The organism is Microcoleus sp. B3-D7, from assembly GCF_036705305.1.
Classification (GTDB): Bacteria; Cyanobacteriota; Cyanobacteriia; order Cyanobacteriales; family Microcoleaceae; genus Microcoleus.
This window is the reverse complement of the sequence record NZ_JAUBUE010000089.1, coordinates 1-9,088: the sequence shown is the minus strand read 5'-3', so window position 1 is coordinate 9,088 and position 9,088 is coordinate 1. Positions and strand designations below refer to the sequence as shown.

Genomic DNA, 9,088 nt, shown 5'->3' with positions numbered 1-9,088 from the left:
GCTTCTGTGATTTATTGCGTAAGCGTTGCTTGCCGAAGCCATCGCCTCCCTCTTGAAAAACTGTCCGGAGTATTGATTTAAGCGTGTTTTGTAATAATAAAAACAGAAAAGCGAACCGCGAAGGCGCGTTAGGCGAAGCCGCGCGTAAACCCTAGGACGCCAAGCAAGAGAAAGAAGAGAAAACTCACAACTGCTGTCAGCTTCGTTATATGATTATTGAGCCTAAAAATCTGCCGCAACTTACGGGTTCCAAGTACCCTCAGCAATTCCAATCTGCTGTTGCGGGGAGAGTTAAAAAACGCTTGGGCGATGCGGCCGGATTGCAGAATTTTGGGGTAAATTGGGTGAGACTTGCGCCGGGAAGTTGTTCTGCTCTCAGGCATTGGCATACCCGTCAAGATGAGTTAATCTATGTTCTGGAAGGGGAAGTTACTCTGATTACAAATTCGGGAGAGCAAGTGCTGACACCGGGTATGGCGGCGGGTTTTCCGGCGGGTGATGCAGATGGGCATCATTTAGTCAACCGCTCGAATGCAGATGTTGTTTATCTCGAAATTGGCGATCGCACTCCGGGAGATAGTGCCGAATATCCCGATGACGATCTAATTGCGAAAGCTAACGGGAATAGTTGGATTTTTACTCGCAAAAATGGCGAGGTTTATGAGAGTTAAAATTTTATGAGTTAAGTGAACCTTGGGACTTCGGCGGAACACGCTTTGTGGTATAGCATTTATCAGAAAGATGAGGTGTGATATAACAATACGACAGTTTTTAAGCAGCTAAAGTATCATAAGACAAGACTGAAGGAAGATTAGGATGATTTTAAATCAAATCCGGGTCTAAATCTTACTTATCAATAAAAGTAGAAAGTAAGTGTTTATTGAATTCGCACCGTTTATAAGAACAGATTGAAAACACAAACGACTTGGCAGATGAATGACAACTATAGAGTGGATGTTTGGCTAAATTCAAGGAAAGAAGACTGGCATTAAAATGAAAATCAAGCTGTGGTAAATGACGAGCTTGACAATCAGACAATCCCGTAAATTCCTTGGCATCACGAAAAATAAATTCAATCTGGAAACGAGCCTGATAATATTCAACAATTTGTTCGGGAGGTAGGTGAACATCAGTGCTAAATAATAAAGCATTTGTGATTTTGCCGTTGGCTTGAACTTCAGAGATACAAGCCAAACTAATTTTGCAATTTAAACAACAACTCGCCTAAAATCAATGTAGAGATTGAAACTCCCGGTTTTATTTATTTAACAAAATTAAGACGACTCCAATCATGGCAATCAACCTTGTCATCATATTTACGAGGAGTTCCCAGTTTATTTTGTTCGCCTGTATAAAGATAGCGTCAGTTACCATCAACTTTTAGCTTGCTAATAAAGTCTAAATTTAACTCCCGCACAGCATCCCAGAATTTAGAGCGGTAGTAATAGCCATCAGCGACTAAATAACATACAAAAGTTGGGAAGAAATAACGAGTATTCTTCAAATGTTGTGCATAGTCATTAACTCTTGTGAAGTCAGGCTTTGAAGTTTGAGAGTCCTGTTTTTGGCGAGTGTTTTTTGACCAGCAATTCTTATGATTTTCTGGCAGTTTTTTCACGGGCTTTATTTGAGGACGTGATGGAGTTTGCTGTACGCTTAAGCTATAATATAAACGACTCTCAATTTCGACAATAGAAATCACAGCAATTTCCCACCCCTGTTTCGATTTACCAGCTACACCATTATAAAAATAAGCTTTACCGTCAGTTTTTGGGTCACGTTTTCTCAAAAAATAACCCTCAATAACAGCAATGACTGTGTGTTCAGGATTCCAAGCAAGTTCAAGAAAATATTGAGTAAATTGTGGAAATTTAAAGCTTTTGAGAAAGTGACGACGGTAGTTTTTTTCGCTCAAATAACTATAACGACTGAGATTCGTGAAATTGACCTTGCCATAGACAAGCAAAATAGTTTAAAATAAAGTGACTAAAAACTTCTTTGGGGGTTGACTCATCCCCGGGATTTATTGTAAAGATGGATTCAATAATCTTCATAAGGCAATCTATTAAGCTTGTGTATTTTATATTTTAACCTAAAAGAGCGCCGTTTTTTCTGTTTATTTTGGGTTCTGATTGCACTCACTTTTTTCGCTTCTGTGCTTTATTGCGAGCGCATCCCTCTTTAAAAACTGTCCGGAGTATTGTTTTAATAGGGTATCTCCCATATAAGTCTGCGGTGCTGCATCGGGGTAAAAAACTGTAAGACTTCTCGCCTTGCTATCTACTATCCAAACCCGCAATACCTGAGCATCTAAATAATCTCTCGCTTTAGCAGCTAACTGACCGAAAGTTTGTTCTGGTGAAATAATTTCTATGACTAATTCCGGGACTACAGGACAGGCTTCATCTTGATTCCAGTCAGGAGATAAGCGTTGGTAAGAAACATATAAAAGGTCGGGTACTGGCACCCAGTCTCGCCCCTGGCGGGTTAATTTCACCGCCCATTCTACACCAATTTCTCCCCGTTCGTCACCCCACTGTTCGAGGAGTTTTATTAGGCTTCTGGTGAGGCGAGAATGAAATTTTTTAGGTGACATTTTCGGTACTGCTTGCTCGTCAATAAGTTCGTAGGTAATATCACCTTCTCCTTCGGGAAGAGCGAGAAACTCTTCCAGAGTGAGTTGAGTTTTTGTCTGGAGCATAATATTCCTCTGCTGTGGGCAGGCAAGTTAGTATTATTTTAACTTAAATATTCGTTGACATAATACAAATGTTATGATAGAGATTGGCCAAGTCTCAGGTTTTAACTGTCAAATTTGCGATCAACTCCTAGATCGACACCCCCAAAAGGTTAAGATTCTAATCTGACCCTCCTGCAATCATTGCTTCACCTCCTATGGCAGAAACCTTATTGTTCAACGCCCTCCGCGAGGCGTTAGACGAAGAAATGGCCCGCGACTCCGCCGTATTCGTACTCGGCGAAGACGTAGGTCAATACGGCGGTTCCTATAAAGTCACCAAAGACCTCTACAACAAGTACGGCGAACTTAGAGTGCTCGACACCCCGATCGCCGAAAATAGCTTTACAGGCCTAGCAGTAGGCGCAGCAATGACGGGACTGCGACCTGTCATCGAAGGCATGAACATGGGCTTTTTGCTGCTGGCCTTCAACCAAATTTCCAACAACGCCGGAATGCTGCGCTACACATCCGGCGGCAACTTCAAAATGCCAATGGTAATTCGCGGGCCCGGCGGCGTGGGTCGGCAACTCGGCGCGGAACACTCCCAGCGCTTAGAAGCATATTTCCAAGCAGTACCCGGTTTGAAAATAGTCGCCTGTTCGACTCCCTACAACGCCAAAGGACTCTTAAAATCAGCCATCCGCGACGATAACCCCGTTCTGTTTTTCGAGCACGTTCTTCTTTACAACCTCAAAGAAAATTTGCCAGAAACAGAATATTTAGTGCCGCTGGACAAAGCAGAAATTGTGCGATCGGGCAAAGATGTCACAATCCTGACTTATTCCAGGATGCGGCACCACGTCTTGCAAGCCGTGCCCGCCCTGGTAAAAGAAGGTTACGATCCAGAAGTAATCGACCTAATTTCTCTCAAACCCCTGGACATGGAGACTATCGGCGCATCGATTCGCAAAACTCACAAAGTAATTATTGTAGAGGAGTGCATGAAAACAGGAGGCATTGGTGCCGAACTAATTGCTTCGATTAGCGATCGATTTTTTGACGAGCTCGACGCACCGGTTTTGCGGCTGTCTTCACAAGATATTCCCACACCTTACAACGGCAATTTGGAAAGACTGACCATTGTCCAGCCCACTCAAATTGTCGAGGCAGTCCAAAAAATGGTAGCTTTGCGAGTATAAATAGTGATTAGTCAGTAGTCATTGGTTGACTGTTGACTGTTGACTGATGACTGTTGACTGATGACTGATGACTGATGACTAAAATCTGCCAACGGACAACTGCCAACGGACAACTGCCAACTGACCAATGACTAATAATTAAATATGCAAAAACAACGTTCCCTATTAGCCCTAATTTTTGTTTTAATCATCGCTGCCATTACTGTAATAGTAACAATTCCGACGCGGCTGGGATTAGACTTGCAAGGAGGGTCGCAACTCACAATTCAAGTAAAAACTACCCCCACAATTCCCAAAATTGACCAGGGAATGTTAGAAGCAGTGCGGCGGATTGTCGAAAACCGGGTTAACGGTTTGGGAGTTTCCGAAGCATTAGTCCAAACAGTAGGAGAAGACCAAATTCTCGTGCAGTTGCCCGGAGTAAATGACCCACAGCAAGCAGAACGAGTCTTGGGCGGCACGGCAAAACTAGAATTTCTGGAACAACTGCCCGGAACAGAAGCACAATTAGGCATTGAGAGGCAGTTGCAGCAGGAATTGCTGCTCAAACAAGAAGAATTGAAACGTAGCAACAATGAGGCGGCTATTAAAGAAAATCAGGCTGCTTTGAAAAGAAGCAATGAGGCGATCGCCAAACTATTCAAAAGCAGCGGCCTCGGTGGTGAAAACCTCAAAGACGCTCAACCTCAACCCTTGGCGGCTGGGAACAACTGGAACGTTGCTCTTGTTTTCGATACCAAAGGAGGCGAACTGTTTGCCCAACTCACTAAAAATTTAGCCGGCACGGGACGCAGTATCGGTATTTTCCTAGACGAAAGAATGATCAGTTCTCCAGTCGTCGGCGTTGAATTTGCCCAAACAGGAATTACTGGTGGGAGTGCCGTAATTCAAGGCAACTTTACAACGCAAGAAGCCAACGATTTGGCAGTGCAATTGCGCGGTGGCGCTTTGCCTGTGCCTGTCGAAATTGTAGAAAACCGCACGATCGGCGCTAGCTTGGGTAAAGACAGCATTCAAAGCAGTATTAACGCAGGTATAGGCGGCTTAGTTTTAGTCTTGATTTTCATGGTTGCCTACTATCGACTCCCTGGCGTAATTGCCAATATTGCGCTGTTAATTTATGCTCTGTTAACTTGGGCAGCTTTCGTGCTTTTGGGAGTGACATTAACGCTGCCGGGAATTGCTGGTTTTGTGCTCAGCATCGGGATGGCCGTGGATGCTAACGTGCTGATTTTTGAGCGCACGCGGGAAGAGTTGCGGGCGGGGAAATCGCTTTATCGATCGGTCGAATCGGGTTTTTACCGCGCTTTTTCCAGCATTTTAGATGGCAACGTCACAACGGTTATTGCTTGTGTTGCTTTGTTCTGGTTGGGCGCTGGTTTAGTTAAAGGGTTTGCTGTAACTCTGGGATTGGGCGTAGTAGTGAGTATGTTTTCTGCTATTACTTGCAGCCGCACTCTACTTTTGGTAGTGTTAAGCTTTCCGGCGCTGCGAAAACCTCAGTGGTTCTGTCCCAATTTGTCGAAAACTGCTAATAGTTAACTGTTGTTATTAGTTATTAGTTATTAGTTATGTGTTAGTTAGCTGCTACTAATAACCAATAACCAATAACTACTGACTTCTTCCTTCAATCCGTTACATCCGTTACACAATCCGTTGCCGAACTTCCCTCTTCCTTCAAATTATGAAATTCAGTGTTATCAAACAGCGATCGCTCTGGTGGAGTATTTCCGCCGCTATAATCCTTGCAGGTATAGTGTCGATGGCGATTTCTTGGACTCGTCCCGACATCCGCGCACCGCTGCGCCCCAGTTTGGACTTTATCGGTGGCACTCGCCTGCAATTTGAACTCGACTGCACGAAACCGGAAAATTGTAAACCCATCGATATTGCTGCTGTCCGCGAAGTCCTGGACGCCCAAGGTTTGGCAGGCAGCAGCATTCAAGTTATCGGCCAAGAACAGCGAGGTTTGTCGCTGCGAACGAAAACTTTGGATGTCGAACAGCGGACGAATTTACAAACAGCTTTGAGCGAAAAGATAGGCGCTTTTGCTCCTCAATCTACTCAAATTGATACGGTTGGGCCTACCCTCGGTAAACAATTATTTACTTCGGGATTGTTGGCTTTATTTCTTTCGTTTGCTGGAATTACGGTTTATCTAACGTTCCGCTTTCAGTTGGATTACGCCTTTTTTGCTTTCGTTGCTCTGTTCCATGACGTGTTGGTTACTCTTGGTGTTTTCTCGTTTTTGGGTTTAGTTCAAGGAGTGGAAGTTGACAGTTTATTTGTGGTCGCGCTCTTGACAATCATCGGTTTTTCTGTTAACGATACAGTGGTAATTTACGATCGCGTGCGAGAAATAATCAAGCTAAATCCGGGACAGTCGATCAATCAAATTGTCGATGATGCTGTTATGCAGACCATGGGAAGGTCAATTAACACGACTTTTGCTACTCTCCTGACACTGTTTTCCATCTTTTTGTTTGGCGGCGAAACCCTCAAATACTTTGCTTTAGCTTTGATTGTCGGTTTTATTGCGGGTGCGTATTCGAGTATTTTCATTGCCAGTACGCTGCTAGCTTGGTGGCGCAGTCGCCCGGACCAGTCTATCCCCGTCCCCGCAGAAGGAATCAACCAGTCAGAGGAAGTTTAATTGACTGTTGACGGTTAACTGTTGACGGTTAACTGTTGACGGTTAACTGTTGACTGACTAATAATAAATCATCAATAATCAATCACCAATGATAAATGACAAATAACAAATGACTACTGACCAAACTTTTAAAATTGAAGTCCAAAGGCTTCACAAACTAACAGTTTACGGTCGCTGGCTAACTGTGATATTGCTGTGGACTAGCATCGGTTCTTTGAGCATTTGGAGTTTGCGCCGCGAAATCGCTTTGTGGTTAGAACACTTCACTTGGGCGGCGGTGCGCTACGGTTTATCTTTTCATCGCTGGCCGACTCTGGGTTTGGGTTTGTGCTTGGGAATGACTTTAGCTGTGCTAACTTGGCAAAGTCGCAATATGGTGCGAGGATTGCCCCTGCGGGAAAAACAGGGTTTGGAACAACAAGTTCGCCGCATTCGCCAACAGGGGCCGAGTCATCCTTTGTGGAAATGGGTTTGCAAAGGTTCGCGGTAGCCGACGGGCTTTATTCTTTAGTCTCAAGCCAGAGGAACGAAAGTTTGACCAGAAGCGGTTTCAACCAGGGTAAACGCATCTAAATTAATTTGACAAAAACGTGAATTTGTGCATTCATAACTAACTAAAAAAACCTTCTTAAAATTCTTAATTTTAACCCGACTTGAGCAGATTAAATCACAACCTTAAGATTTTCTGAACTTCTTAAAGCCGGATAATTTTCCTTCTTAGATTGCTATTATATTTCGAGTATTAACTGGCCGAGTTTAAAATTTTAACTAAATAATTATTGTCCATTGCAGCTCGATACCGTTTCATTTTTAGACTTTGTTTTGAAGTTTTTTCTTGTTTCAGTAAGTTTATAGCACTCGCGACGTAGAAGCGCAAAATTTTCGGGAGAGTTCTGTTTCCGAATTCGGCTTTCATCTTCACAAAATGTAACGTCTAGCGTCCAATGTAAGCTATTTTCAATGCCCCAGTGACTGCGGAGCGCCCCAGCAATTGTCTCAGCATTACTGCTTAAACTACTCAAGTAAAAACGAGCTTCTGTCGTGGTTTTATTCCACATCCGTCGTTCACTAACTATCATGACAACCGTTTTTAATCCCGTCCCTAATTCTTGATTATGCAGAGATGGTAACTCGGATACATCAATAGTCCAGACTTGTCTTTTTTTCAATCTATGATCTCCCGCTTCTACTCGCTCCTAATAATTTTACTTATTGCATAAATAATCTTCTTTGTTCGCTACCTCAAACCACTCTTTCACAGCTTTGTAGAGGATTTTTTGATTGCCTTTTAAAGCTAAAACATAATCCCCTTTTTTCTGGACAATCAAAGAGGCTATGTCTTTTTGGCATACCATAGCATCTATGGTTATTACACGACCCACCAGTTCTAACATTTCTATTAATGCCGAAATTGCTGTTAGCTCATTAGATTGTCTATGGGCTTGTTTTGTCCTAAAACTAATTGATGAGATGAATACCAGGCAGTAACTATATGTAGCGCTTTTTGCTGGTCATTTCGGTCATAAGATCCTTTTGCCATCAATGGCAATCACGTTTAGTTCTAATTCCCAGACTATCGCATTTACCCAACTCAAAAAATCTTCTTGAAACTGCTGCTGTTCAATTCTGGCAAACACTCGACTAAACCTGTCATGAGATGTTATACGATTGGGTAATTCTAGAAAGCTTTTTAATCATTCATATTTAGCCTTACCATAGGCTTCTATTCCGGATCAACCCCTCTGCACCGCTGATGATAGCTAGAATCGCAATTGATCTAATATCTTTGAGCAAATGTTCTTTACTTCTTTCTATTATTGGGTCTTTCAAATTGGCAAAGCCTTCTCAAAAAGTGGCATTTAAAATATTCAGGGAAGGCAATGAATCTATTGGTTTTTGTTGGGAAGTTACAGCTTTACTAAAACCTCTTGCCATTGATAGCACCACCACACTACAAGAAAATATATAGAAAATTAGTCGGCTATAACTGTAGCATATTTTGGCTTACAGTTAAGATGCGTTTACCTTGCGGTTTCAACAGTAGGATATCGGATTGATCGTCGGTAATTGGCCGTTTGGCGGAAGTAAGGGAAAACACGCAGAATATAAATTCCGTGCGATCGCGGATGGCAGTGCTGCAAAAATAGGGCAAACTGATAGATAGGTGAAATAAGAATGAGCGAAATAAACAAGGTCGCTGGCCGTTTCAGAAGCTCTAAATCCAAGGCTGTATCTACCGCTAAACTCACTTTTGGAGGACGCAATATGTTGACTTCTTTAAGGGAAACGACTCGCGCCTCGGAATACGCAAATTCCCCATCCAAAAGCTTTGGATTCAAGGACTCCAGCATCAATGAATGTGGATATTTTGTTCCCATAATTTTGGCGGGGGAATCTGAGTGCATCGAAAAAATTACCTCGGCACTTCAAAAATATGCCTCTATTCTTAGAGAGATTGATAAAGTTCGCATAACTTCTAACGGTCGCTCGAACCAACTGCAATTAGGCTCTGTTATCCTCCGTTCAGATTAGCTCGATCCATACAAAAGTCAATTG

At 42.9% G+C, this 9,088-nt stretch carries 10 protein-coding genes and 1 pseudogene; 7 read left to right on the top strand and 4 right to left on the bottom strand.

Going from position 1 to position 9,088, the window contains the following annotated elements:
* The first annotated feature begins 209 nt into the window (after positions 1-209).
* A complete protein-coding gene (locus QUB25_RS28845) occupies positions 210-671 on the top strand; it encodes a cupin domain-containing protein (RefSeq protein ID WP_333188789.1) in 462 nt (153 codons plus the stop codon).
* A gap of 175 nt (positions 672-846) precedes the next feature.
* On the opposite strand, the gene QUB25_RS28840 is transcribed toward QUB25_RS28845, so the two are convergent.
* The 3 genes from QUB25_RS28840 to QUB25_RS28830 form a co-directional block, all read right to left on the bottom strand.
* On the bottom strand, positions 847-1,194 hold the full coding sequence (locus tag QUB25_RS28840; protein WP_333188787.1) for a transposase: 348 nt from the start codon (positions 1,192-1,194) through the stop codon (positions 847-849).
* Positions 1,195-1,363: 169 nt separating this feature from the next.
* The gene (locus QUB25_RS28835) at positions 1,364-1,915 is read right to left on the bottom strand and encodes a hypothetical protein (RefSeq protein ID WP_333188785.1); all 552 of its coding nucleotides are present in this window, start codon (positions 1,913-1,915) and stop codon (positions 1,364-1,366) included.
* Between the two features lie 201 nt (positions 1,916-2,116).
* Positions 2,117-2,701: a Uma2 family endonuclease gene (locus QUB25_RS28830; RefSeq protein WP_333188783.1), complete on the bottom strand. Its 585-nt coding sequence runs from the start codon at positions 2,699-2,701 to the stop codon at positions 2,117-2,119.
* Positions 2,702-2,895: 194 nt separating this feature from the next.
* On the opposite strand from QUB25_RS28830, the gene QUB25_RS28825 reads away from it, so the two are divergent.
* The 4 genes from QUB25_RS28825 (at position 2,896) to QUB25_RS28810 (ending at position 7,022) form a co-directional block, all read left to right on the top strand.
* Entirely contained in the window at positions 2,896-3,879 is a 984-nt protein-coding gene (locus QUB25_RS28825) for an alpha-ketoacid dehydrogenase subunit beta (protein WP_333188781.1), read from the top strand.
* A 144-nt stretch (positions 3,880-4,023) separates the two neighbouring features.
* A complete protein-coding gene (gene secD, locus QUB25_RS28820; RefSeq protein ID WP_333188780.1) occupies positions 4,024-5,421 on the top strand; it encodes a protein translocase subunit SecD in 1,398 nt (465 codons plus the stop codon).
* A 142-nt stretch (positions 5,422-5,563) separates the two neighbouring features.
* A complete protein-coding gene (secF, locus tag QUB25_RS28815) occupies positions 5,564-6,532 on the top strand; it encodes a protein translocase subunit SecF (RefSeq protein WP_333188779.1) in 969 nt (322 codons plus the stop codon).
* Between the two features lie 109 nt (positions 6,533-6,641).
* A complete protein-coding gene (locus tag QUB25_RS28810; protein WP_333188777.1) occupies positions 6,642-7,022 on the top strand; it encodes a hypothetical protein in 381 nt (126 codons plus the stop codon).
* Positions 7,023-7,308: 286 nt separating this feature from the next.
* Here the strand turns inward: QUB25_RS28810 and QUB25_RS28805 are convergent.
* Positions 7,309-7,944 (bottom strand): annotated as a pseudogene (locus QUB25_RS28805) (ISAs1 family transposase).
* A 341-nt stretch (positions 7,945-8,285) separates the two neighbouring features.
* On the opposite strand from QUB25_RS28805, the gene QUB25_RS28795 reads away from it, so the two are divergent.
* Entirely contained in the window at positions 8,286-8,501 is a 216-nt protein-coding gene (locus QUB25_RS28795) for a hypothetical protein (RefSeq protein ID WP_333188775.1), read from the top strand.
* Positions 8,502-8,797: 296 nt separating this feature from the next.
* Positions 8,798-9,064: a hypothetical protein gene (locus QUB25_RS28790; RefSeq protein ID WP_333060360.1), complete on the top strand. Its 267-nt coding sequence runs from the start codon at positions 8,798-8,800 to the stop codon at positions 9,062-9,064.
* Positions 9,065-9,088: the final 24 nt, after the last annotated feature.